This window comes from Bacteroidetes bacterium GWF2_43_63, assembly GCA_001769275.1.
GTDB lineage: Bacteria > Bacteroidota > Bacteroidia > Bacteroidales > DTU049 > GWF2-43-63.
The window spans coordinates 73,017-96,343 of record MEOQ01000014.1 but is presented as its reverse complement, the minus strand read 5'-3'; the positions used below and the strand labels follow the sequence as shown (position 1 = coordinate 96,343).

Here is a 23,327-nt window from a genome sequence, read left to right as displayed (position 1 = left end):
GCTGTTGACATTTCGACTCCGCTCAATGTGACAGCAGCGGGGCTAAGCGTGACAGCAGGGCTCGGAGTGACAGGCGCGAAACTGCTAGTGACACAACTACATATTATCGCGCGATTTGTAATCCGTGCGATAGAGTTTTGAAACAACTTTCTGTCGATGGTATTGACAATTTTATTTATTCTCTAATAGAAAAAGATATTGCTCTTTTTCTTTTCAAGAATGGCTTCGATGCTGTCCTCCAGCACAGAGAAAAAATCCAGCAGAGTGACTTCTTCAACTTTGTCAACGGCCACACTGTAGGCAAGATAATTTTTCAGTCCATCCAGATTTGGAATTATGAATCCTATCGAATGCAGCACGGTGCCTTTCTTTCCAAGTAATACTTTATAACAGGCATCAGGGATGGCAACCTTATTTTCTCCAATGGAAGAATAAGTGGTATCGTAAAAAACGGGTCCTGTAAAAATGAACAGCGTGTCGAACATAAGTCCCCATTGGCGGATTCGCTGTTCGAGCGAATTCCAGATGCCGTTGTTAAAGCCGGCAAATTGCGGACACATGTTGCTCAGAAAAAAACTTTCACTCATGGCAACGCTGTCGAAACCCATATCCCCAGCGGGACACAGATGGCCGCGATCGAAGCCGGAGTGTCTGTAATCGCTGAGTTCAGCCGACCCGGTTTTAACTTCAGCATCAGGCCGGTAATCATCTGAGCGGCTTGCTACCTTATTTTTCAAACGGTTGGGTGTGATGTAATGAAATACCCAATCGGCCTGTTCCGTTTTTTCGTTGTAGCAAAGACTGAAAAACCGGTGTTCAATGAGTGACGCTGAATCGCAGACTGGGTGCAGTTGAGCGTGTATAAGCATGCTGCAGAAAAGCAGGAAGAGTGAAGACAGAATTCTGTTTATAAACATTTCAATCAGAATTCAAGTTTTTTCATCAGCATGGAATGAATTTCTGCGGGCGCAGGCACGGGCTCGTTTATAAGCAATTCAGTCAGATGAAAATCAGGATCAGAGAGCATGAATTTGTACATTTCGTACACACTGTTCTGAAAAGAAAAATCAGCTTCATGAATATCTGTTTTCCCGTCGAGGTAATTGCGGTCGGCTCCTGTTCTTTGATTCAACACATTATTCCTGCAGAATGCGATTGGCATATGAATAAAAAATGTCTGATCGGGAACAGGCAGTTGAAATACATCAAATTCTGTATGCAAAATCCAGCGGGCAAGTGATTTTTTTTCTGCCAGCGCTTTTATTTTTGCTCCCTGAAAAGCAATATTTGAAAGCACGTAGCGGTCGGCAATAACCCATTTGCCTTCGTCGAGAAATTTTGAAATTGCAGGTCCATCGTTGCGACGGTCACCGGCAAATAGCATGGCGACAAACCACGGATCGACTTCAGTTAATGACCCAAGTTCACCTTTCAAAAAGCGCTTCAGCATTGGTCCATAGAACGGACTGCTGTCGTCGGTTCGTGGAAAATGAATGAATTCCGCATCAATGCCTTTGTTTCGGACCGCATTGAGCAAAAGATCGGTTTGAGTCGATTTTCCGCTTCCGTCGAGCCCTTCCAAAACTATGAATTTTCCTTTCTTCATCCCAAATTATGGTTTACATTTGCGAAGATATTAATTCTATGGAATCAGCAGTTAAAAAATTCTCACTGAATATTCGCGGAAGCTTGCATGAATTTGACTTTCCGGCAGTGATGGGTATTATTAATATTACGCCCGACTCCTATTTTTCGGCAAGCAGAACTGAAGATGAAAAACAGGCCTGTGAAAGATGTAGCAGACTGATATCCGAAGGTGCGTCGATGATTGATGTAGGTGCCGTGAGCACGCGTCCCGGTTCTGAATATCCGGGCACAGCGGAAGAAATCAACCGTCTTATGCGCGTTTTCCCGATGCTGCGAAAAGAATTTCCCGATGCGATTTTTTCCATCGACACCTCGAATGCCTCAGTAGCGCGCCAATTGCTTGATGAGGGTGCTGACATTATCAACGATATTTCTGCCGGTGACCATGATGTTCAAATGCTTCCGCTGGTAGCAGAGAAAAAAAGTCCATACATAATGATGCATATGCGTGGCTGGCCGAAGGATATGCAGAGCCATACCCAATATACTGATGTGGTGAAAGAAATCAATGATTATTTTGCTGCCAAAATTGAAATTCTGCAACAGTTGGGCCTTTCAGACGTTATTGTTGATCCGGGTTTTGGCTTTTCAAAAACAACAGAGCAGAATTATTCCCTTTTAAAAAACCTTTCGGCATTTACTTTTCACAACAAGCCGTTGCTTGTTGGCATCAGCCGAAAATCGATGATTTATAAAGCTTTGAAAAGCACCCCTGAAGATGTTTTGCCAGGTACCATTGCGTTGCAAACCATCGCGTTGCTGAAAGGCGCTTCAATCCTTCGTGTTCACGATGTTGCCGCAGCAATGCAGTGTATTCGGGTGATTGAAATGCTCTGAAAATCGGGCATTAAATATTTCTTACAGCATCATCGTTAGGCGTAATGCTGATTACCGGGATTTGGCTGTTCTTAATTACGTTTGATGCAGTGGAACCAACGAAAGTGTGATGCCAGTTTTGCTCTTGCTGAGTCATGATCATGATAATGTCAGATTCTGTGTCGCTTGCATATTGAATGATGCGATCTGCAATGGTTGTATTTCCTGAAAAATTATAAATAATTTCAGTTGTGCAGGCAACATTGTTCTCGGTCAGAAATTCTCTGGTTTTATTCATTTTTTCAGTGAATTCTTTTTCCTGACTAAAGTTGTCGCGGGTAATGACAGTCAGCATTTTTATGGTCGATCCGTAATAGCGGCTGAACAAAACGGCAACAGCAATTTTATTTTTGATTTGTTTTGACAGATCGAGTGGAAGAAGAATTTTATCAAATGATGATTTCACAATGCTGTTAATGGTAAGAACTGGGCAATTTGCCATACGGATAACCTGAGCGGTGTATTTCCCGATAGAATTCTGCAGTGGGCTTGTTTTACCCGATTTTCCCATTACGATAAGCCGGGCATGAGTTTTTGAAGCAAAATCAACAATCTGTTCGTAAACATTGCCTTCAAGCACTGCAAAATTGACTTCGTGGCTGAATTTTTCCGAAAAATGATTGGCCAGACGTCGTATTTTCACCATGATGCTTTCGTCAGCTTCGACGTATGAAACTGATGATTGCTGATCCTGATACGAAATGGCATTTCGCTGGTTGATTACATGAACAAGCGTCATTGAGGAATTCATCAGGCGTGCCAGATAGTAGGCCTGCTGAATTTGTATGTCGGTTCGTCGACCAAAATCAATAGGAATTAAAATATTGTCGTACTTACTCTCCATTTTTGTATTTTTGTAATCAATGAATGGCTAAATTAAGAAATAAAATGAAAAGAATTGCTGAATCTGAACTTATCCTTCGTGAAGATGGCTCTGTTTATCATCTAAATCTGAAACCGGAAGATATTGCTGACAACATAATATTGGTGGGCGATCCAGCCAGGGTTGAACTCATTTCATCATTGTTTGACAAGGTGAGAGTGAAAAAGCAAAACCGCGAAATCTGTACCCGTACCGGCACATATAAGGGGAAAGAAATAAGTGTGATCAGCACAGGAATGGGGCCCGACAATATTGACATTGTCATCAACGAACTTGATGCCTTGGCCAATATTGATCTGAAAAAGCGCGTTGCTAAAAAGACGCATAAAACATTAAACCTCGTCCGCATCGGCACTTCGGGAGGTATTCAGAAAAGCATTCCGGTGGGTTCATTTCTTTTTTCGAGCCATGGCATTGGAACCGACGGGCTGATGCATTTTTACTCAGGCAGCATAAATAGCCGCTGTCCGGAAATTGAACTCGCGCTTGCCAATCAGGTAGGATGGCCCGGAACCTGGGCTGCACCTTACGTTGTTGAGGGTGATGCGAAACTGTTGAAAAAACTTTCCACCGGACATCCGACTGGAATGACCATGACTTTTGGCGGTTTCTATGGCCCGCAGGGACGCGAGCTACGACTTGGGCTTCATTATCCCGAATTCAATAATTTGGTAGCTGCTTTTGATCATCAGGGGATGAAGGTTACAAATTTTGAAATGGAAACTTCGGCTTTGTATGGGCTTGCAAAAATGCTGGGACACAATGCCTGCACTGTTTGTGTAGTCATTGCCAATCGTGCCGATAAAACTTTCATCAAGGATTATCATCCACCCATGAAGAAGCTTATTAAACTGGTGCTTGACCGTATTTAAAATAGTTTCTGACCGATTCAGTTTTCCATTGATTTCATCAGGCAGGAAAAAAATGATTATTTTTGCAATTCAAATTCTATAACAATGAGTAAACAGCAAAGTGTTGTCCCGGAAAAGAAACAGACATTTGTTTTTGACAAAATGAATTATATACTGATGCTCATTGGTCTGGGCGTAATCTTGCTGGGTTTTATCCTGATGATTGGTGGAGGTTCGGAAGATCCCAATCTGTTCAGCGAGGACCTTTATAGTTTCAGAAGAATCACATTGAGTCCGATTCTTATTCTTAGTGGCTTTGTGATTGAAATTTTAGCGATCATGCATCGCCCGAAGACAAAAGAAAAGACTGAAGAATGAGTTGGTTCGATGCGATTATTATCGCGATTGTTGAAGGTCTGACAGAATTTTTGCCGGTTTCCTCAACTGGTCATATGATAATAACCGAAGCATTGCTTGGCATAGAATCAGACGAATTCACCAAAGCATTTACTGTCAATATTCAGTTCGGAGCTATTCTGGCGGTTGTTGTAATGTACATCAAACGTTTTTTTCAATCATTCGATTTTTATATAAAACTGGCTATTGCCTGCATCCCGCTGGTGATTGCATTTTTGCTCGAAGCGCTCATCGATCAGATGCTCGAAAGCGTTTTGATTGTCGCCATTGCATTGTTTGTTGGTGGAATTGTGCTGATTTTTGTTGACCGCTGGTTTAAAAATCAGGAAAGAGCTGAAAAAGTTTTGTCGTCGAAAAATGCATTTGTGATTGGCTTGTTTCAGATTATTGCTGTTATACCCGGCATCAGCCGCTCCGCAGCAACCATCATCGGCGGCATGACACAGGGACTAAGCAGAAAACAGGCAGCAGAATTCAGTTTTTTTCTGGCAGTTCCAACCATGCTTGCAGCCTCGGTATACAAGCTTTATAAAAATCACGAAATACTTGGGTCTGTTGACAATTTGCAGCTGCTAGCCGTCGGCAACGTGGTGGCTTTTGTGGTTGCAATTCTCGCAATTAAAGGTTTCATCGCGTTTTTGAACCGATATGGTTTCAAGTATTTTGGGTATTACAGAATAATACTCGGTGGTGTTCTTATTGTCTTGCTTCTGGCAGGATATAATTTAAGCGTTGTATAGCATGTTCGATTTTGCTGCCGGTGAAATATTGCTTTTCGATAAACCATACACATGGACCTCTTTTGATGTAGTAAACCTCATTAAGAATTGTCTGAAGAAATCGCTTCCGGAGCCGGTTAAAGTTGGCCACGCAGGCACTCTTGATCCGTTGGCAACCGGCATGCTGGTCGTACTTACGGGCAAGAAAACGCGCGATATGGAAATTATTCAGGCGCAGGAAAAAGAATATACCGGTTCGTTTACCATTGGTGCAACAACGCCTTCCTATGACCGGGAGAGAGAGGTCGATCAGACATATCCTACCGGGCACATTACGGAAGAAATGATTCGCGAGGCAGCAAAGACTTTTATCGGTGAGATTATGCAACTCCCGCCCGAGCATAGCGCCGTAAAAGTTGATGGAAAGAGAGCTTACGAGTATGCGCGCAAAGGTAAACCAGTAGATATAAAGCCAAGACCAATTACTATTTCCGAATTCGAAATAACAAGAATTGCTATTCCTGAAATAGAGTTCAGAGTCACCTGCAGCAAAGGTACATACATTCGGTCGCTGGCCCGCGATTTTGGTGAAGCCCTGAATTCAGGCGCGTATCTGAGCTCGTTGTGCCGCACCCGCATTGGCGATTATAAGCTTGAAGACGCCATGCATCCGAAAGAATTTACTGCTCTAATTGAAAAGATGAAGCAGGACGGAATGCTGTAGAATTCGCCCAACATTTTGGCGTCCGACTGTCTTTTTTGTGATAAGGAGCGGACACGGAATCGTTGGGTACCAAGACTATTCCCGCTGACGATTCCAGGTCAGCATGGCCGTGAGGTCAACCTGCGTTTTCTGACGCTAAAATGTCAGCGAATGTACCCAACATTCTGTCGTGCGCCTGACAATGATTTGCAGTAGTTAAGATCAGGATATAAAAAAAGCCGGCAGAAGCCGGCTGTATGGAATCGAGATATTTAATCTCTCATGATGGTCAGTGTGCCATGGTGATCTTCATATTCTTCATTGCCGTAATTGACTTTCAGGACCATGAAATAAGTCCCGTCTGCAAATTTTTCCCCATCCCAGTCATTCAGATAGTTTGCAGTTTCATATATTTTCTTTCCCCAGCGATTGAAAATCATAAGAACACTGTTCGGATAGAATGGAAGATTTTCTACTGCAAAAACATCGTTGTAACCATCACCGTTGGGAGTGATGATATTCGGAATGGTCAAATCGCAGGCAATAACGTCAACAAGGACAGTATCAGATCTTGAATCGCAACCCGAAACCGTGACGGAGTATGATACCGAACCTACAGGAAGTCCTTCAACATGGAGGTATGGGGATAAGCTTCCGGTAGACCATAGATATGTATATTGTGGCGAAGTCTGGCTTACATCATAGTCTCTGAATTCGTGCCTGCACATTTCCTGATCAGGTCCCAGATTCACAACGGGTGTTGGAATAATGTTTACACTGATGGTGTCAACATCGCTGCATTCTGAGGCGCCGCCATAAGAAACAGTAACGGAATATGTACCTGTTGAAGAGACATCGATAGTTTGAGCAGAAGAACCATTGGACCAATGATAATCGAAGCCCGGGTTTTGTGCATCGAGGGTGGCTGATTCTGTTTCACAAAGGTCTGGCCCCAGATTTACACTGGCCCAGGGAATCATGTTTACTTCAATAGTATCGGATCCGTAGCAGGCCACATTACCATTGCTGTTTGTTACCGTGATGGCATAAATACCGGATACATCGGGGTTAATGGTTTGAGTTATGGCACCGTTTGACCAGAAGTACTGGGTTCCAGTGCCCGCGTTCAGAGAAATGGCGGTGCCTTCACAGGCTGTGGTGTCTGGACCGAGGTCTGGAGTGGGATTGGCAAGAACTTCGACACTCAGCGTTGTGTCATATGAGCAACCAAAAACATCCCAGACTGTTGCTGTGTAAGTGTATGTGCCGGCAGCAATAGGAGCTATGAATGCCGTTGAATCTGATGTAGCTGTAATGTAAGGGCCTGCCCATGAAACAGAATCAATGGGCACGGTATAAGACCAGGCCCCGCTCTGGGTTTGATTCAAGAGGGTGAGAGACCACCAAAAAACATATCCGTTATCTAGACCCCATTCATCGCAGATTTCAATGCTCCATGTTCCGTTGAGTGGGCATCCGACTAATGCTAAAAACGGGGTTTCGGTGGTGATATATCCGGTATTGTTTATGGTGTCAGTAGCGGGAATTGGTGATGTGCCTGCATCAAGTGTATTCAAAGTTCCCTGCTGGGGATATACTTCGGACCAGCAATAGGTCCATCCGGTTCCTGGAGGATTTTGAGCCGGGTCGCAGTCATCATAAGTGGTTGAGTTTGAAATTCCAAGATCTGCGCCACCACTATGGTCGTAGCTGTCCATCTGAACCGTTGTTCCGTTTGGGCAAATAATGCTGAATGCAAGGTCTCCTGTAAAAGTGTGCTCCATATTGATGCAGATCGATGCAATATCGGATGCGCTGGTAATTGTAGATCCGGGAGGAAAAGTGGAGAATGTAACGGGAGTGTAGTAACAGTTGGTTGAACAATATGGCCCGTCGGGAATAAATGTGGTACTGTCGTATAGCTCTGTGGCAATCTGAAACGAACCGGTTGGGGCTACCACAATGGTTGATGTGGCATTTTCTCCAACAACAAGATCAATGCTCTCACCAGCACAGATATCGGGCAATGGTTTTATGTCGATAATAGGATTGCCTGAAACACGGACACGCAGGGCAAGCAATTGGGTATTTGTACATCCGCGGGTATCGATGACATTCAGAAATACGTCATAACCCATGACAGAATTGTATAAATGGTCAATCACACGGCCGGTATCGACGGTTCCATCGCCAAAGTCCCAGATGAAAAGCGTTGTTGATGAGTCCTGATGGTACAGGAGGTCGTTTTCAGGGAACACCCCGGGTCCGGCACCCATTGCGGCAAATGTGACAATGTCTCCAAAGCAGATATCAACATAATTGCTGTCGTTGGGCAGCGGAAACATCTGCAATGTATCAACTGCGGCCAGAACATCCTGGCATTGCGGAATACAACCTACAGAGCAGTCCCATCCTGCTGCAACCGTGGTTCCGTTGGTTTTAAAACGGAAGGTAAGATCGCCCGAAACATTGGCAATGGAAGCTTGCACCATTGTGACAGAACCAGATAAAGGATTGTTGTCATTGTAAGCACCAATCAGTGGTGATGCGGTTGTAGGACCGTCGTAGATAAACAGTGTATCACTTGGATCAATATCAAATGAAGCGAAACTGGCTTTCATGTGGGTATTGACAGCATCGCTACTGGCAAAGGTAATCCAGCGATCCTGACTGTTGGTGTAATTTCCCGAGGAGGTGCCATCATCGTAGAACCAGTAGGCACAACCGGTCTGAGTAGAGTTATGCGTTGATGCATCCAAATTGACAATGGTTTGACCTATAGCGGACAAGCTGAAAAAAACGAATGAAACAGCAATAACAAATATTTTCATGATATCATCTCCTATTTATCGGCTTTAAATTTTCTCTCAATATAACTGAGCGAATGCAACTTAATATAGTAATTTGCATTTTCAATTTTGAACCATTGAGTCTGATCCTTACTCCATTTAAGACCTGTGTGAAGGATGTTGAAATCTTCACGACTGCTGAGGGCTGCAAGATTGTCCTCCAATAAAACGACTGAACCGGCATTTGCGGGTTTTATGTACTTCATTACATCTTCAGCTTTCCAGATTTCGAAGGAATAATTCAGGAAGAAGTTGTAATACAGGATTGAATCGGGAGTCTGATTTGTCATTGTCTGCACTCTGGCTTCGCCAAAGGAATCAATTAATCTGACATCGGCCTGAACTGAAGTCTGTGCATGCGTCGGAATTACCAGAAACAAGCACAAAATGGGGAAAATGATTTTATTCATCAGTATTATTTTTGACTATCGTTAGACAAATGTGCGAAAAAAAAGTTTAACAAGCCCTTTTTTTTAAAAATAAGGACACATTTTTTTTAAAACAATAGACAAAAAGGCTACTTTGATAGTTGCACGATGGTTTCCCATTTTTCGGCAGGAATTTTCGCGCCGATGTGCGTGATGACCTCTGAGGCAATCATAGAGCCGGTTCTGCCGCACTCATAGGCGTTTTTCCCTTTCGACAAAGCATACAGAAATCCGGCGGCATACAAATCACCGGCACCGGTAGTGTCAACAGGAGTGATTTTTTGTGTCGGCACTTTGATTAATTCACCATTCATGGCAACAAAAGAGCCACCCGGGCCGGTTTTGACGGCTGCAATATCAACCCGCTTGCTCAGAAACGCTGCCGATTCTTCGGGCTCGAGCCCGGTCAGCGCCTTGCTTTCTTCTTCGTTGGCAAAAATGATGTCGGCATAGAGGTCGATCATTTCATTCAGAAAATCGCGGTGCTGCTCAACCACATTATAGCTGGCCAGATCAAGCGAAACCCGCAGCCCGAGTTCTTTGGCGGTTTTTAGGGAGTGGGAGATAAGCTTATAATTTTGAAGCAGATAGCCTTCAATGTGCAAAATGTCGTATTCTTTCAGCACTTCGACGTCGATATCGGCGTCTTCGAGTTCGCAGGCGGCGCCAAGATAAGTGGCGAATGTGCGTTCTCCATCAGGCGAAACAAGAGCCAGCGCCAGCCCGCTGGGTGTGCCGGAATGGATCAGGTGAGTCCTGATGCCGCTGCTGATCATGTCTTTTTCGAAGAACGCGCCCAGGTCATCTTTACCAACCTTGCCAATAAATCCGGTTTCAAGGCCCAAACGGGCCAGTCCGTGAATGGTGTTGGCAGCCGATCCGCCGCTGGCCAGGGAGCGTTTGAAATGGCGTGTGGCATCGGATGCCCGCTGCGACATAGCCGAATCGACCAGTTGCATGCTTCCTTTCGGGAGATTGAGATTGCTCAGAACTTCATCATTTTCGATCTGAGTCATCAGGTCGGTGAGGGCGTTTCCAATACCAATAATTTTCATCGTCTAAAAATATTTTTGCAAATTTCGGAAAAAAATCGCCACTGATAAAATAATTTATTATTTTTGCACTCCCAAATTATTGGGAAAACATTCCTCCCTAGCTCAGTTGGTTAGAGCATCTGACTGTTAATCAGAGGGTCGCTGGTTCAAGTCCAGCGGGGGGAGCAAAAACAGAGTGAGAGTGAGAGCGAGTGAACAGCGAGCGACCACTCTCATTTTTTTATTCGCACAAATAGCTCCTGGCATTCCCTGTGTCGGATTTGCCAAACATTCTCAGACCGAAACCGATTGCTTTGCCTGAAAATGGCGATTGGGTAATTTTCAATAATGTAATTCCGATTTCATATATTTGAATGGGAAAAACAAAATCGGGAAAAATTCAATTCTCATCGTATTCTTTTCGCGTGATCGGGAAACTTCCGTCAAGGATTGGCTTCTTCGATTCTTTTACGATGAACTTCATGGTGATATTGCTGTAGCCACGCTTGCTGTCGGCAATTACTTCAAACGGAGTTCCCTTGCTGTACAGTGTGTCGTTGAGTGTCAGTGTGTCTTTGGAAAGCAGCACCGCCATGGTCTTTGTGAAATAGCGACCGGTTTCGCTGAAATAAATTAGCTCTTTTCCTTTCGGAGCGATGGTAACTGTTTTGTGCAAAGTTGATTTTTTCTCGGTCCCTTGCATCACTTTGGTGGTCATTTCGCGCTCCGATTTATTAATGATTGTAAGACTTGCCTGTTGCGAATAGGACATTGTGGATGCGGATAACAACATCAATATAAAAATAAAAACATTTTTCATTATACTTGATTTTTGTTCGTGTTTAGTTTGCGAAACAAAGTTAATATTTAATTTATTATGGTATCAAATCCTGGACGTTTTTAATTGATTGATTTGTAAAAGTGTGATTTATGTAACCTTTTCACGGATTAGTGTAACAAGACATCCATATTAATGGTAGTACTTTGTATGTTGTAGGTTAAATCTCAATTTATTTGAAACTGTTTGTTAAATACATGGTCAGCATACGCTGCAAGATGGTTGTGAAAGCAGCGTTGAAGAAGCTCGGTCTGCATTTTATAATTGTAGATCTGGGTGAGATTGAAATAATGGAAGAACTGTCGGAAGAAAAAAGAGAGGAGCTAAAAGCTGAATTAAAGAAATCCGGACTTGAGTTGATGGATGACAAAAAGGCTATTCTGATTGAAAAAATAAACAATATAATTATTGAGATGATTCATTATTCAGAAGAGTTGCCAAAAGTGAATTATTCAGATTATATAAGCGAAAAGATGAATTATGATTACACGTATCTTTCGAATATTTATTCTGAAGTGAAAGGGATCACCATTCAGCAATTCATTATTCTGCATAAGGTGGAGCGAGCCAAGGAACTGCTGATTTATGATGAATTGAATCTTACTGAAATATCGTACAAGTTAAATTACAGCAGCGTGGCTCATTTGTCGAACCAGTTTAAAAAAGTGACCGGACTCACGCCCTCGCATTTTAAGAAAATGAAGAATAAACGAAGACAACCGATTGAAGAAGTTGGGAGCTAAAAAATCAAATGAGGTCAAATAATACAACAAGGCAAATGGATGCGCGCACATTGATAGAAGCCAGTCTTGTCCCGCTGATAACCGTCAGCAAGGATGGGAAAGTCTTAGATATGAACGAAGCCCTGGTTAACATGACCGGGTTGAGCAGGGACAATATTGACAGTATCAATTTCTTTGACTGTTTCACCGATCCGGCAAAAGCGCGCGAAGCGTACCGAAAAGTGTTTTCGAAAGGATCGCTCACTGTTTTCCCACTTACCCTTCGGGACACCAATGGCAAGCTGACCGATGTGTTATTCAACGGCACCGTGTATCGCGACAAATCGGGAAAAGTGTTGGGCGCGGTTATTATGATTCGTGACGACATAGCCCGGAAGCTGGCATCGCATTACACAAGGAGCATTATAGAGGCTATTCGTGACCCGCTTTTTGCCATCGATTTAATGGGGAAAATTACGGATGTAAACAATGCAACACTCTCAGCAACCGATAGGACAAGAGAAAAAATTAAAGGAACTTCTTTTTCTCAATATTTCACCGACCCTGCAAAGGCACGTAAAGCATACCGGCAGATTTTTGAAACCGGCTATATTGCCGACATTCCACTCACGCTTGAAGATGGTACAGAAAAAAAGGTGATATGCAATGGTTCGGTGTTCAAAGACGACAAAGGCCTTGTGCTGGGGGTAGTAATTGTTGCCAGGGATGTCACGGAGCAACAGAAAATTGAGTCTCAACTAAACGAGGCCAAATTGCTGGCCGAGCATGCAACCGGAATAGCCGAGCTGGCAACGGGAGTTGCCGAAGTGGCGCAGCAAAAAGCGGAAACGGCGATGGATGTGGCCAACGATGCGTTGAAAGCAAAGCAACAGTTTCTGTCGAACATGAGCCACGAAATTCGCACGCCAATGAATGCCATTATCGGATTCACCAAAGTGCTTCTGAAAACCAATCTGAGCGAGAAACAGCAGGAATATCTGTCGGCAATCAAAACAAGTGGTGAAGCGCTCATTGTTCTTATCAACGACATTCTGGATCTGGCCAAAGTCGATGCAGGAAAAATTTCGTTTGAGCAAACAAAGTTTAAACTGGATCTTTCGGTTGCGGCCATGCTTCACCTGTTCGAACCCAAAATCCGCGAGAAAAATTTAGTATTGATCAAAGAATATGACAGACGTATTCCTTCCGTTTTGATTGGTGACCCGGTTCGCCTGCATCAGATCATTCTCAATCTGGTGAGCAATGCCGTCAAATTCACATCCGAAGGGGTTATTACCGTAAGTGTAAAGCTGCTCAGCGAAACCGAAGACAATGTTGTGATTGAGTTTGCAGTTAACGATACCGGAATCGGAATTGCACAGACAAAGATGAAAACCATTTTCGAAAATTTCCAGCAGGCAACCAGCGAAACATCACGCATCTTTGGCGGAACTGGTCTTGGGCTGGCTATTGCGAAAAAGCTGGTCGAATCGCAGGGCGGATCAATACATGTGAAAAGCAAGCTGGGCAAAGGCTCCACATTTAGCTTCATTTTGCCATTCACGAAAACAAGAGAGCTGGTGGATCCGGAAAATGTCACCATTGATTTCGACAGTTCCATCAAAAAAGTAAAAGTACTGGTGGTAGAAGACATTGCGCTGAATCAGTTGCTGATGAAAACCATTCTTGAAGAGTTTGGCTTTGATTGCGATATTGCATCCAACGGAAAAATTGCCATTGAAAAACTGCAGGAGCAATCGTATGATATTGTGCTGATGGATTTGCAGATGCCTGTGATGAATGGTTTCGAAGCCACAGATTACATCCGAAATATCATGCATTGCGATGTTCCGATAGTGGCATTAACGGCCGATGTAACTACGGTGGATCTGGCAAAATGCAAAGCGGTTGGAATGGATGATTACATTTCAAAACCCGTTGACGAAAGACTCCTTTTCAATAAAATTATTCTGCTGGTCCGAAAACCATTGCTGAATCATAGCGACAAGAGCAAAGATGATATACAAAAGCCGGCCGGCCCGTGCATAAACCTGGATTATCTGACGCGCACAACAAGGTCCAATGCCGCTTTGATGATGGAAATGATTTCGCTATATATCGATCAAACGCCGGCGTATATTCAGACAATGAAGGACGGCGTCGAAAATAATGACTGGTCAATGGTGCGTGCGGCGGTGCATAAAATGATTCCTACTTTTTCGATTGTGGGAATAAGTCACGAGTATGAAATAATGGCCCGAAAAATTCATGAATTGACCGATACAAACAATCACGGTGAAGAGATAAGCAAATTGGTGTCGCAACTCGACATGATTTGCATGAAAGCTTGCGTAGAATTGTCCATGGAACTACTGAAATTAGAAAAAGCTAATAAAAAAAAGAAATGAAAACCAAAATAAAAATATTTCTGGTTGATGATGAAGCTGTTTTTTTGAAACTACTGGAAATTCAGTTTCTCGAGAGTGGGGACTTCGATATAGAGACCTTTGCAACTGGGGAACTTTGTCTTAAGTCGTTATCCAATAAGCCCGATGTGATTATTTTGGATTATCAGCTTGATGGAATTAGTAAAAACGCCATGAATGGCCTTGAAACACTGGATAAAATTCTCGCATTTGATTCTAATATTCCGGTAATCATGCTATCGGCACAGGATAAAATTGATGTAGCTATTGAGTGTATGCATCACAAAGCTTTTGATTATGTTGTGAAAAGTGAAACAGCTTTTTTTCGCCTGCAAAAAATCATCAGCACTATTTTCGAAAACAGGAAACGTGAAAAAGAACTCAACTGGTATATGGACCGGATGTAATCGCTATGTTCAAATAATACCAAAGTAAGTTATTAAGTAGTCTAAAGACACAGTATTTCTGTATGGTTTCAGGTGGTTGATGCCAGAGTCGGACCATTGTAAATTTCACTTTGTAATAGAAACCACACTGCAAGTGTTAGATTTGATGATTCATGTCACTCCATGTGTGATTCATGTAACATTTGTTGCGAATTGTGTAATGCCTTGCCTGCCATGTGGAGGTATCTTTGTCTCTGAAACTTAAATTCAACAAAATGAAAAATTTATTTTTAGCAGCAGTGTTTGCCATTGCATCACTTTCAATGTCAGCTCAAACCACGGAACCGTCAAGATCTACCCAACTTAATTTCGGCGTAGGCCTCTCTGGTTGGGGTATTCCTGTTTATGCAGGGCTTGACTTCGGTGTTTCAAAAAACATTACTTTAGGTGGTGAAGTGTCTTATCGTGCATACCGCGAGAAGTATCACGATTTTTATTATGATCACAGCATTATTGGCTTTTCAGTCAATGGCAATTATCATTTCAACAGCATTCTGAACATTCCGCCGAGGTGGGATTTTTATGCAGGTCTGAATCTGGGCTTTTATGTTTGGTCGTCGCCCAACGATTATTATGGTGACCATACATCCGGCTTAGGTATTGGAGGACAGATTGGCGGAAGATATTTTTTCACCGAACGTTTTGGAATCAATCTTGAATTTGGTGGCGGCAACGCTTTTTCAGGCGGAAAATTCGGACTCACTTTTAAGTTGTAAGCATATTTACGCTTCGACTTTGTTAAAACATCCCTTGAAGTGTTCATACTCTTCGAGGGATGTTTTAATAATCAGTTATTTAGTTTTTTTAGAAGAAATATTTTCGTATCTTTACAAAAGCTGATCTTTGACATAAACATGAAAATGATTTGAGGATATTTATAAAAAATATGGTTTGTATTCGCTGCGAAATGGTAGTGAAGTATGCATTTGAAAAGATGGGAATAGGCTATAATTGGGTGAAAGTCGGCGAAGCTGAAGTAATTGATGAATTGACAGAAGAGCAAAGAACAGAGTTGAATAAACGGCTCAATAAATCAGGTCTCGGGCTGCTCGAAGACAGGAAAGCCATTCTGGTTGAGAAAATTAAAAATGTGATTATTGAACTGGTGCATTACACCGAAGATCAGATTAAAGTGAATCTGTCCGACTTGCTTACTGAAAAGCTGAATTACGATTACACTTATTTAGCCAATCTTTTTATGGAAGTGAAGGGTACAACCATTGAGCATTTTTTTATTTTTCACAGGATTGAACGCGCGAAAGAATTTCTGGTATATGATCAGCTTACGCTGACCGAAATATCTTACAGACTCCATTATAGTAGCGTTGCACACTTATCTGGTCAGTTTAAAAAAGTTACCGGACTGACTCCTTCGCAATTTAAAAAACTAAAAACAATTCGTCGCGCCACCATCGAAAATATGTGAATTTTGTAAGTATTTATGGCATTTGTGTAATGCCAATCTGCATAAACATCATCAACTTTGTTGTTGATTTATACACGTAAGAATACTTATCATGTCAAAAGAAAAAACAAACAAGGAAAAATCAGGTAAAAAAGCGCCTGCAAAAAACCTGAAAGAAAAGCGTGCAGATAAAGAAACCAAGCGCCAGGATAAGAAATCGGCTGGCGTTGTTTTCCCGGCGAAGTAACACTGTTTCAGAAAAAGACTTTCTCAAATATCAATCGGCAGCGCAAAAACAACATTCCACCGTCCAAAAGCGACGAAGGAGCTGAACGACATGGAACCGTTGTTTTTGCTGTCGTTACGACGGTTCCATGTTCCGGCCTGTTTAGAAAACCCTCGAAGAGTTCCGAACTCTTCGATGGTTAAGTGTGGCCGGAACGGTGGAATGTCGTAGCAATATTTTGCTGCAGCAAAAGTGTGAATGATGTAACAATATGACATTGTTGTGTAACGGTTTTATTGACTAATCAGGTGACCTTTGTCGTGAGGTATTATCTTGTGCAGACAATCTGCACAAGTAGAAAAACACTAAACGAGAAAAAAAAGAATTGGAAAAAAATGAAAAACAAAACAAACATCACATTGATTATCATTGCAACGCTTATTCTGACCGGCCTTACAAGCTGTGAAAAATATCCAGACAATCCGATGATCAGTCTTATTTCGCGCGCAGAGCGCGTTGCCAACACCTGGGCCATCGACAACTATAAAATCGACGGCACCGATTACACTTCGATTGTGACCGGATATACCGAAACTTTTACAAAAGATGGCGGATACTCATACAACTGGAGTGCGGCTGAAGGCACCGGAACATGGGCCTTTCAGAACGAAGATGAAGAAATACTCATCACAGGAATCGACAATCAGCAAACGCGCACATTGTTCATTTTGAAACTTGAAGAAAAACAATTCTGGTATTACTATATGGACGGTTCGGTAAAGCATGAATTTCACATGATCGAAAACTAGAAACAATAGGCACACAGACCTGCGAAAGTTGGTTTGTGTGCTATTTTAATCCAAAACATTATGAATATAGATAACAGTGAAATTGAAAAATCGAAAGCGCATATAACCGTTGAAATCATCGAGTATATTCCAAATTCGGTGGTAATCAAAACCATTCTTAAAAAATCGACCGGCAACATCAGCGTGATGTCTTTTGACAGCGGTGAAGGCCTGACCGAAAAAATATCCCCATTCGACACATTTGTACAAATCATCGAAGGTAAGGCTGTGATTGTGATCAACGGAGTTTCGAATTCGATGAAAACCGGTGACTCCATTGTCATTCCCGCGCACGAATCAAATTTGATACAACCGAACGGACGCTTTAAAATGATTCAAACAGTGATTAAAAGTTCCTACGAATAAACTACATCCCATGAAAAATTCCCTTTATATTATTGCTGCATTGCTCATAGTGATTTGGAGCATCATCTATTTCAATTTTCAGACAGGATCGCTCGTTCATGCATTGCTGATTCTGGCCGGTGTAATTATTCTGATCCGAATAATCTTTAATAATTCGCTTACCGGAAAATAGATACCCTTTCGGTTGAGTTCGATGAAATAATTGACGATAACAAACACAAATATTGGAGGCTCGTATGTCAATAAAAAAACAAATCAAAGCATTGATAGCGCTTGATTATGATCCTAGTGCAAAAATTATTGCTGAAGCTGCATTTGGGTTTGCCAAAAGCATGGGAGCCGACGTGGTTTTGCTGCATGTTATTTCTGATCCGGCTTACTATTCTACACCTGAGTATTCCCCCTTAACAGGTTTTATAGGTTATGATAGCATTGTACAGCTGACATTGGACAAGGAGGAGGATTTACGAAAGAAATCGCAACATTTTTTAAATCATTTTAAAGGACATTATGGTGATAAAAAAACTGAAACGATTTTGTGCGAAGGAGACTTTTCTACACAAATTCTTGCAACGGCCAAAGATGTTCACGCAGGCATTATCATAATGGGCTCTCATAGTCACAACTGGTTTGAAAATGTTGTGCTGGGAAGCGTAACATCGCAGGTTGTGCACGAATCAAGGATTCCGGTACTTGTAATTCCTGTGAAAGAAATAAAAACGAAAAAATAATCATCAAAAATAATTACTATGAAAGCAAGTACAAAAATGGGCATATGGCTGGATCACACCATCGCCTATCTGTTTGATATTTCGGACAGCAACGCCGAAACATTGACCATTAAAGCAGACAACAAGCATCACGAAATAAAGGAAACCCAGGGACTGGACGAGAGCAATACTCAAAACAAAGAACAGGATCAGCTGTCTGATTATTTTAAACGCCTCACTGATATTATTCAAAAATTTGACGAGGTTCTTTTGTTCGGACCAACGAATGCCAAAACAGAATTATTCAATCAATTAAACAAAAACAATCGCATCGCAAAGACCAATGTTGAAGTGAAGCAATCCGAAAGGATGACCGAAAACCAGATGATGGCATTTGTGCGTACTCACTTCGGCTTGTAATGACAGCAATTACCTGCACCGTTTTTTGTCTGAAAAACAATGCTCGGGCAGGTGAGTGTTTGCGTTCGTTATTGCAACACGCACAGAAGATTCTGGTTTGTTAAGTCATGTGCATAAATCCGGTGTATGTGTGAATGATGTAACAATTTTCAGAATAAGTGTAATGCTATTTTGCACTAATAGAAGCACCTTTGTAAATCGAAAATGACTACACTAAAAACAACAATCATGAACACTACAGAATTAAAAGGCAACTGGAATGAAATTAAAGGAAAATTAAAAATGAAATTTGCCACATTAACAGACAATGACCTTTTGTTTGAAAAAGGCAAAAAAGATGAGATGCTTGGACGTCTGCAGATTAAGCTGGGAAAGTCTAGCGAAGAATTGAAAAAAATTATTGAGGGTCTCTGAGATCAGATTGTATTAAATTGTGAATATAAAAGAAATCAGGATCACTAAAAACAAATTAGAAATGAAAAAATCAATAATCATACTTGTAGCAGTAGCATTTGTTTCATTGAGCTTCCTTACCGGATGCGAGACAAAGGAAGAAAAGGTAGCTAACGCACAGCAAAATGTTGCAGATGCCAAACAAGATCTGGCTGACAAAAAGTACGACGCTAAAGTCGAACGGCAGGAAGAAGCAATAGAATGGCAAAAGTATAAAGCCGAATCGAAAGCTAAGATAGCCAGCAACAACGAAAAAATTGCTGAATTGAAAATCAGAATGACTAAATCAGGACAAATGGAAAATGTTGTTTTAAAGGAACGCATCATCAGCCTCGAAATGAAAAATACCGAGCTTAGAAAAAGAATGGAAACGTACGATGCCAGCACCAGTGATTGGGCTTCATTCAAACGAGAGTTCTCGAAAGACATGGAGAATCTGGGCCAGGCGATCGAAGATCTTACGGTTGACAGCGACAAATAAATTTTAAAAACGCTCGAAGGGTTTCAAACCCTTTGAGGGTTTTTATTAAAAAATCAAACAAAAATGAAAACACTTTTATCAACGGTTTTGGCAACTATCATAATGATGTTTTTGCCATTTACAAATTTTGCCCAGGCACCTGTTTTGGGCACAGCAGCAGACTTTGTTTTATTCTCAACCGATGGAGCAGTTAGCAACAGCGGTATTTCGCAGATCACCGGAAATGTAGGAACCAACATTGGTTCGAATACAGCGTTCGGAAATGTGAACGGTCAAATGCACAGTCAGGATCTCGTGACAGCACAGTGTTCAACCGATGTTCAGGCTCTATATTCAGAACTCAACAGTGCAACGCCAACTTTGTTCCCATCTCCTTTATTGGGAAATGGAGCTACTTTAACACCTGGTGTGTATTCCATATCTGCCGCCGCTACTTTGAATCTTAATTTGATTCTTGACGCTCAAAACAATGCCAACGCAATTTTTATTTTTCAAATTAACGGCCCGCTTTCAACCGGTGCCGGATCAAAAGTGATTTTGATCAATGGTGCGCAGGCTTGCAATGTTTTCTGGAAAGTCGAAGGACTTGTAAGCATGGCTGCCGGTTCTACCATGCGTGGAACCATCATTGCCAACAATGCCGCCATTGAAATGAATTCTGGCGATACCCTCGAAGGCAGAGCCATTGCCATTATCGGAGCCATCACCGTTGACGGAGTGCTTGCATACACGCCCATTGGTTGTGGCAGCCCTGTTCTTACAGGACCTGTTGCACCCGAACTTGGTGTTGCTGCCTGTTATGCCGTTTTTTCATCAAACGGACCGGTTACAAATACCGGAGTTTCGTTTATCACAGGCGATGTTGGAACCAATGTTGGCTTAACAAGCGGTTTTGATGCATTAAATGTTGATGGTGTCATTCATCCGATACCTGATATTTCAACCGCAGAAGCCGCAGCCAGTCTTCTTGTTGCTTACAACAACGTCAATACATATCCCGAAGACATTGAATTGCTTTATCCCGCACAATTTGGCCGCAACCTGGTGTTGACTCCTCATACTTATGTAATGAATGGCGCTGTTACATTTACCGACTCGCTTTATCTGAATGCTCAGGGAAATGCCGATGCCGTTTTTGTTATTAAAATTTACGGAGCCGTTACAACAAGCACCTATGCAAAAGTTCTTCTTATAAACGGGACACAGGCGAAAAATGTTTACTGGATGGTTAACGGTAGTTTTGATCTGAACGAATATTCAATATTTAACGGGACTATAATTGGCAATACGAGCGCAATAAGCATCAACTCTCTGGCCACTGTAAATGGCAGAGCGCTTACTACCGGAGGTGCGGTAACCACAGCGGCCATTACCGCGGTTGCTTCCCCGATTCCTGGCGATTGTGCAACTGTTGGCACCGAAGATATTGATGTTGCAAATGGCACATCTCCTGTCAGTATTTATCCGAATCCTTTCAGCAGCAAAACTTACATCACAATCAACAATCAAGTTTTGATCAACAATGCTGAAGTGAGAATTTTCAATATACTAGGAACTGAAATCAAGCGTATTTCAATTCTTGAGCAATCAACAATGGTTTCATTGAGCGAAATGCAGAATGGCGTTTATTTTTACAGCGTTATTTCTGACAATCAGGTTATTCAGAACGGGAAACTGATTCTGCAATAATCAATAATTTTTATTTCTTATTAAAGCCAGTTGCACAACCAGTGTAATTGGCTTTTTGATAGGTATTAAAATACAGGTAATGTGTGAATTATGTAATTTTTTGTAATGAAAGTATAACAAGTATTTTGCCATATGTGGCCACCTTTGTAGAGTGAAAACTTATTCACCAATAAAATGTAATATATGAAAACAAAAATTCTAATGGCAGCCATATTCTTGGGTGCGATTGTGTTATTCGCGGGGTGTAAAAAAGATGACTTCGTTGAAATCACAGGCGTTTGCCCGATTGTGGTATCCACAATTCCTGCCAATGGGGCCACGAGTGTACCACTGGCACAGGTGATCACAGTAAAATTCAACGAAGAGATGGACCCGTCGTCCATTACTTCGGCTTCATTCTTTATCAGGAGTACAGCTGTACTGACAGGAACATACTCCTATAATGATTCAACGGCGACATTCACACCCGGAAGTCCTCTGACTGCAAACACGACTTATACCGGAACCGTGACAACCGATGCGCGCGATTTAAATGGCAACTATCTTCAGACAGATTATGTATGGTCATTCAGCACCGGCACCACACTGGCACCGATGGTAACTACTACAGATCCTGCAGATCTTGAAACCGGCGTGGTGTTGAATAAAACGGTTGAGGCAAATTTCAATATGCCAATGAATGCCGCAACAATCAACACAACTACATTTACTTTAATGGATGGTGTAACCAATATCCCAGGCGTTGTCACTTACAGTGGCACTACTGCCTTTTATAATCCTAATGCAGATTTGACCCCCAACACCGAATATACGGCTACCATTACAACCGGTGCCGAAAATCCTGCTGGCGATCCAATCCCTGCAGATTATGTCTGGACTTTTACGACAGGAACACTTGTTGCTCCGACCGTAATATCGACTGATCCTGCAAACCTCGATATTGATGTTCCATTAAATCAAATTATTACCGCTGATTTCAGCGAAACAATGAACGGAGCAACAATTGATGCCACTTCATTTACGGTCAGCAATGGCGTTGTCAATATTCCCGGAATCATTAGCTATGCCGGTGTTACAGCTACTTTTACTCCAACCGATTTATTGTTGTCTGGTACAACATATACCGCTACAATCACCAATGCTGCAGAGAATCTTGCCGGAACAACGCTGGTAAGTGATTATGTATGGACTTTCAATACAATTGCAACAACAGGCCCGGTTCTTCCTGATCTGAATACCGTTGCTGATTTTGGTATCATTGCAGGTGTAGGTGTAAGCAACAATGCTGGTTTCAGTGTTATTAACGACATGAATGTCGGCATCAGTCCTGGTGTTCGTTCTTCGATTACCGGATTCCCGCCCGCAATTGTTGTTAACGGAGCTATCTATGCTTCTGACGACCTCACTCCTGTTGGAGTTGCAGCTATGCTGATTCAGGCAAAGCAAGACCTTACTGATGCTTATTTGTTTGCCGAAGGCGCTTCGTCACCTGCACCGGCTACAGTTTCGGGCGACATAGGTGGAATGACCCTGGCCCCTGGAATTTATAAATCAACATCAACGCTTTTGATTCAATCGGGCGATCTGACACTGGATGCGCAGGGCGATGCTAATGCCGGATGGATATTCCAGGTTGCATCTGATTTTACTACAGTTGGCGGAGCCGGCGGAAATGTTATTCTGACGGGCGGAGCCCAGGCTAAAAATGTTTACTGGCAGGTTGGAAGTTCAGCTACCATTGGTGACTTTACATCCTTTAAGGGAAATGTGCTGGCACTTACTTCGATCACCATGAATTCGGGTGCCACAGCTGAAGGCAGAATGCTGGCCCGCAATGGCGCAGTAGTGATGACAAGCACCAATATTATTAACAAACCATAACTGAAACTA

Annotated in this window: 26 protein-coding genes and 1 tRNA gene; 19 read left to right on the top strand and 8 right to left on the bottom strand. The window is 42.3% G+C overall.

Translation table 11 applies throughout. The annotated features are described in order from the left end of the window. Nucleotides 1-182: 182 nt before the first annotated feature. Both A2W93_08245 and A2W93_08240 read right to left on the bottom strand, forming a co-directional pair. Complete coding sequence (locus tag A2W93_08245) at nucleotides 183-869, bottom strand: hypothetical protein (protein ID OFY55600.1); 687 nt, start codon at nucleotides 867-869, stop codon at nucleotides 183-185. A gap of 53 nt (nucleotides 870-922) precedes the next feature. Then, a complete protein-coding gene (locus tag A2W93_08240) occupies nucleotides 923-1,606 on the bottom strand; it encodes a hypothetical protein (protein ID OFY55599.1) in 684 nt (227 codons plus the stop codon). A gap of 38 nt (nucleotides 1,607-1,644) precedes the next feature. On the opposite strand from A2W93_08240, the gene A2W93_08235 reads away from it, so the two are divergent. Then, a complete protein-coding gene (locus A2W93_08235; GenBank protein ID OFY55626.1) occupies nucleotides 1,645-2,484 on the top strand; it encodes a dihydropteroate synthase in 840 nt (279 codons plus the stop codon). Nucleotides 2,485-2,494: 10 nt separating this feature from the next. Here A2W93_08235 and A2W93_08230 read toward each other — a convergent pair whose 3' ends face one another. Further along, nucleotides 2,495-3,367 carry a hypothetical protein gene (locus tag A2W93_08230; protein ID OFY55598.1) on the bottom strand — a complete coding sequence of 291 codons (873 nt, stop codon included), beginning with the start codon at nucleotides 3,365-3,367 and terminating at the stop codon, nucleotides 2,495-2,497. 44 nt (nucleotides 3,368-3,411) lie between these two features. Between A2W93_08230 and A2W93_08225 the strand changes: the two genes are divergently transcribed. The 4 genes from A2W93_08225 (at nucleotide 3,412) to A2W93_08210 (ending at nucleotide 6,117) form a co-directional block, all read left to right on the top strand. Next, on the top strand, nucleotides 3,412-4,278 hold the full coding sequence (locus A2W93_08225) for a phosphorylase (protein OFY55625.1): 867 nt from the start codon (nucleotides 3,412-3,414) through the stop codon (nucleotides 4,276-4,278). Between the two features lie 84 nt (nucleotides 4,279-4,362). Continuing rightward, the gene (locus A2W93_08220) at nucleotides 4,363-4,635 is read left to right on the top strand and encodes a hypothetical protein (GenBank protein ID OFY55597.1); all 273 of its coding nucleotides are present in this window, start codon (nucleotides 4,363-4,365) and stop codon (nucleotides 4,633-4,635) included. Beyond that, a complete protein-coding gene (locus tag A2W93_08215; GenBank protein ID OFY55596.1) occupies nucleotides 4,632-5,414 on the top strand; it encodes a UDP-diphosphatase in 783 nt (260 codons plus the stop codon). Before A2W93_08220 ends, A2W93_08215 begins: the two co-directional genes overlap by 4 nt. A gap of 1 nt (nucleotide 5,415) precedes the next feature. Further along, a complete protein-coding gene (locus A2W93_08210; GenBank protein OFY55595.1) occupies nucleotides 5,416-6,117 on the top strand; it encodes a tRNA pseudouridine(55) synthase TruB in 702 nt (233 codons plus the stop codon). Nucleotides 6,118-6,368: 251 nt separating this feature from the next. Here the strand turns inward: A2W93_08210 and A2W93_08205 are convergent, their stop codons facing one another. The 3 genes from A2W93_08205 to A2W93_08195 form a co-directional block, all read right to left on the bottom strand. Continuing rightward, a complete protein-coding gene (locus A2W93_08205; GenBank protein OFY55594.1) occupies nucleotides 6,369-8,927 on the bottom strand; it encodes a hypothetical protein in 2,559 nt (852 codons plus the stop codon). Between the two features lie 11 nt (nucleotides 8,928-8,938). After that, nucleotides 8,939-9,355, bottom strand: a complete 417-nt coding sequence (locus A2W93_08200) for a hypothetical protein (GenBank protein OFY55593.1) — start codon at nucleotides 9,353-9,355, stop codon at nucleotides 8,939-8,941. 107 nt (nucleotides 9,356-9,462) lie between these two features. Beyond that, the gene (locus A2W93_08195; protein ID OFY55592.1) at nucleotides 9,463-10,428 is read right to left on the bottom strand and encodes a sugar kinase; all 966 of its coding nucleotides are present in this window, start codon (nucleotides 10,426-10,428) and stop codon (nucleotides 9,463-9,465) included. 91 nt (nucleotides 10,429-10,519) lie between these two features. On the opposite strand from A2W93_08195, the gene A2W93_08190 reads away from it, so the two are divergent. Then, a tRNA-Asn gene (locus tag A2W93_08190) sits at nucleotides 10,520-10,596 on the top strand. Nucleotides 10,597-10,807: 211 nt separating this feature from the next. Here the strand turns inward: A2W93_08190 and A2W93_08185 are convergent. Further along, entirely contained in the window at nucleotides 10,808-11,227 is a 420-nt protein-coding gene (locus A2W93_08185) for a hypothetical protein (protein OFY55591.1), read from the bottom strand. Between the two features lie 194 nt (nucleotides 11,228-11,421). Here A2W93_08185 and A2W93_08180 point away from each other — a divergent pair, with 194 nt between their 5' ends. The 5 genes from A2W93_08180 to A2W93_08160 all read left to right on the top strand — a co-directional run bounded on the left by A2W93_08180 (nucleotide 11,422) and on the right by A2W93_08160 (nucleotide 16,265). Next, nucleotides 11,422-11,988 carry an AraC family transcriptional regulator gene (locus A2W93_08180; GenBank protein OFY55590.1) on the top strand — a complete coding sequence of 189 codons (567 nt, stop codon included), beginning with the start codon at nucleotides 11,422-11,424 and terminating at the stop codon, nucleotides 11,986-11,988. An 8-nt stretch (nucleotides 11,989-11,996) separates the two neighbouring features. Then, nucleotides 11,997-14,375: a hypothetical protein gene (locus A2W93_08175; protein ID OFY55589.1), complete on the top strand. Its 2,379-nt coding sequence runs from the start codon at nucleotides 11,997-11,999 to the stop codon at nucleotides 14,373-14,375. Beyond that, entirely contained in the window at nucleotides 14,372-14,800 is a 429-nt protein-coding gene (locus A2W93_08170; protein ID OFY55588.1) for a histidine kinase, read from the top strand. Before A2W93_08175 ends, A2W93_08170 begins: the two co-directional genes overlap by 4 nt. Nucleotides 14,801-15,054: 254 nt before the next feature. After that, nucleotides 15,055-15,555, top strand: a complete 501-nt coding sequence (locus A2W93_08165) for a hypothetical protein (protein ID OFY55587.1) — start codon at nucleotides 15,055-15,057, stop codon at nucleotides 15,553-15,555. 191 nt (nucleotides 15,556-15,746) lie between these two features. After that, nucleotides 15,747-16,265, top strand: a complete 519-nt coding sequence (locus A2W93_08160; GenBank protein OFY55586.1) for an AraC family transcriptional regulator — start codon at nucleotides 15,747-15,749, stop codon at nucleotides 16,263-16,265. Nucleotides 16,266-16,514: 249 nt separating this feature from the next. Here the strand turns inward: A2W93_08160 and A2W93_08155 are convergent, their stop codons facing one another. After that, nucleotides 16,515-16,748, bottom strand: a complete 234-nt coding sequence (locus tag A2W93_08155; protein OFY55585.1) for a hypothetical protein — start codon at nucleotides 16,746-16,748, stop codon at nucleotides 16,515-16,517. Between the two features lie 57 nt (nucleotides 16,749-16,805). Between A2W93_08155 and A2W93_08150 the strand changes: the two genes are divergently transcribed. The 8 genes from A2W93_08150 to A2W93_08115 all read left to right on the top strand — a co-directional run bounded on the left by A2W93_08150 (nucleotide 16,806) and on the right by A2W93_08115 (nucleotide 23,318). Then, nucleotides 16,806-17,279, top strand: a complete 474-nt coding sequence (locus A2W93_08150) for a hypothetical protein (protein OFY55584.1) — start codon at nucleotides 16,806-16,808, stop codon at nucleotides 17,277-17,279. Nucleotides 17,280-17,339: 60 nt separating this feature from the next. After that, the gene (locus tag A2W93_08145; GenBank protein ID OFY55583.1) at nucleotides 17,340-17,684 is read left to right on the top strand and encodes a cupin; all 345 of its coding nucleotides are present in this window, start codon (nucleotides 17,340-17,342) and stop codon (nucleotides 17,682-17,684) included. Nucleotides 17,685-17,920: 236 nt separating this feature from the next. Further along, nucleotides 17,921-18,415 carry a hypothetical protein gene (locus A2W93_08140; protein OFY55582.1) on the top strand — a complete coding sequence of 165 codons (495 nt, stop codon included), beginning with the start codon at nucleotides 17,921-17,923 and terminating at the stop codon, nucleotides 18,413-18,415. Nucleotides 18,416-18,451: 36 nt separating this feature from the next. Further along, nucleotides 18,452-18,814: a hypothetical protein gene (locus A2W93_08135; GenBank protein ID OFY55581.1), complete on the top strand. Its 363-nt coding sequence runs from the start codon at nucleotides 18,452-18,454 to the stop codon at nucleotides 18,812-18,814. Nucleotides 18,815-19,042: 228 nt separating this feature from the next. Next, nucleotides 19,043-19,228, top strand: a complete 186-nt coding sequence (locus A2W93_08130; protein ID OFY55624.1) for a general stress protein CsbD — start codon at nucleotides 19,043-19,045, stop codon at nucleotides 19,226-19,228. A gap of 19 nt (nucleotides 19,229-19,247) precedes the next feature. Further along, nucleotides 19,248-19,748 (top strand): hypothetical protein, encoded by a 501-nt coding sequence (locus A2W93_08125; protein ID OFY55580.1) that lies wholly within the window; start codon nucleotides 19,248-19,250, stop codon nucleotides 19,746-19,748. Nucleotides 19,749-19,811: 63 nt separating this feature from the next. Then, nucleotides 19,812-21,437, top strand: a complete 1,626-nt coding sequence (locus A2W93_08120) for a hypothetical protein (GenBank protein OFY55579.1) — start codon at nucleotides 19,812-19,814, stop codon at nucleotides 21,435-21,437. Nucleotides 21,438-21,620: 183 nt separating this feature from the next. Continuing rightward, the gene (locus A2W93_08115) at nucleotides 21,621-23,318 is read left to right on the top strand and encodes a hypothetical protein (GenBank protein ID OFY55578.1); all 1,698 of its coding nucleotides are present in this window, start codon (nucleotides 21,621-21,623) and stop codon (nucleotides 23,316-23,318) included. The last annotated feature ends 9 nt before the right edge of the window (nucleotides 23,319-23,327 follow it).